Origin of the sequence: Staphylococcus sp. GDH8C109P, assembly GCF_017893405.1 — a bacterium.
In the GTDB taxonomy this organism is placed as follows: domain Bacteria; phylum Bacillota; class Bacilli; order Staphylococcales; family Staphylococcaceae; genus Staphylococcus; species Staphylococcus cohnii.
Genome location: NZ_JAESMX010000025.1, coordinates 1 through 1,719 on the forward strand (window position 1 = coordinate 1; position 1,719 = coordinate 1,719).

Genomic DNA, 1,719 nt, shown 5'->3' on the forward strand with positions numbered 1-1,719 from the left:
TGGAAAACTTGCTTAGAAAAGCTTGATGTCCCAATGGCTATTAGTCCTTTGCATGATAAAGATGAAACAGAACGTAAGAAATTAACTGAAGATGAGCGAAAGAAAGTAGCTAACGGCGAAAAAATATATAAAAAAGCACATTATCATATTTTATATATTGCTAAAAATCCTGTCACAATTGAAAGTGTTAGGAATAAAATAAAACGTGCTTTAGGAAATAAGGCTATATCTCATGTGGAGATTGTAGATGGTATTGAAAGTGTTTATAAATATTTAACGCATGAGAGTAAAGACGCCATTGAGAAAAAGAAATATAGATATGATAGTGAAGACGTTATACATTTGAATGATTTTGATATAGAAAGATATATTTTTTTAGATGAAAGCCAGAAAAGAAGTTTAAAGAATACATTGCTGCAAATTGTTAAGGCTGAGCATATAGTTAATGTAATTGATTTAATATCATTTCTTGAAATGTATGGAGAAGAATATGGTATTGAAAATATGAATTATGTTCAAGATGTAATTACTTCAAATGCTAATGCTTTTAGACTTTGGTTTGAAGGGAATTACCAATGTGGATATAGGGCACGATACTCACGAATGATTAATAGTGAAACTGGAGAGATTAAGTGATGAAATATAATAATACAATTTATTTTGAAAATGGAATTGAACATACATTAACTGAAAAAGAATTAACTATAATTAAAAGATTATTACATTCAGCTAAAGTAGAAAATGGATATGAAGAAGAATTAATAAATTTAAAAGATTTATTTTTGGAACACTTAGATTGATTGTAGAAAAATGAATGTGATGTAACTATATTTTCACTTTTTGGATTTATGGTTTTGAACTATGAGTGGCTAGCATTTAGCCACTCATTTTTGCTTTAGCAAAAAAAGGGGGATTGGGGGGTACCCCCAACAAGTGTATTTGCAGACACGAAATGAGCGTAAGCGAATGAAGTGGCTAGCAAATACGATGCTTGCCAAACCAAAATAGCACAATTGTGAAATGAGAAAATTTTTGACGAGCAAAGCGAAAATGATAGCCACTTCAGTGGCGATTGGTACAGGTTTTAAGTTGGATTAATTCCAACTTAACAACCAATCCAAATCATTAAAGCGATATCGTGAAGTCAAAAAGAAATTATTTTACAATTGTGCTATTTAAGGTGGGTTGGTTTTGATTTCTCATTTTTGTTGGTGCTTAGGGGGGGATACTACGACCCCCCTATATTGTGCCGAGTGCCAACTTTTGTACAGAAATGGGCTTGAACCTTACTGCTGCAAGGGATTTGAGGTACCAACGAAAACCAACGGAAATTGGTGATTTTTCCAACTGCGCACCTATATTGTGTTTTAGTTTGAATTAATTACACAATAATGATACTATAATTTCGATAATTTTTTTATTTGAAAGGAGAAAAAATGTCTGAGAAGAAAAGATTCACAATTACTTTGTCTGATAGTTTTTATGAGTATTTAGAAAAGTTATGTAAAGAAAAAGGCTTAAGTAAGTCGGCAATGATTACATTGGTTTTAGATGAATATATGAAAGGAGAAAAATGAGTATAAAAAAAGAGCGCCCTCGCAAAAGATCGCTCTTAAATATATGCTTATGTTTTCAAAGGTATTATATAACATGACTAAAAAAATAACAAAGGCTAGAAATTTCACTTTTATTATTTATCCTGAAAGTATTCCAGAAGAT

At 30.9% G+C, this 1,719-nt stretch carries 3 protein-coding genes; all 3 read left to right on the forward strand.

Features of this window, described 5'->3' with window-relative positions; genetic code table 11:
* Positions 1 to 636: Rep family protein (locus tag KA867_RS12350; protein ID WP_210138222.1), on the forward strand; the 636-nt coding region annotated here is incomplete at its 5' end.
* Entirely contained in the window at positions 633 to 800 is a 168-nt protein-coding gene (locus KA867_RS12355) for a hypothetical protein (RefSeq protein ID WP_210132905.1), read from the forward strand. The genes KA867_RS12350 and KA867_RS12355, both read left to right, overlap by 4 nt.
* A gap of 636 nt (positions 801 to 1,436) precedes the next feature.
* Positions 1,437 to 1,577, forward strand: a complete 141-nt coding sequence (locus KA867_RS12360; protein ID WP_055357461.1) for a ribbon-helix-helix protein, CopG family — start codon at positions 1,437 to 1,439, stop codon at positions 1,575 to 1,577.
* Positions 1,578 to 1,719: the final 142 nt, after the last annotated feature.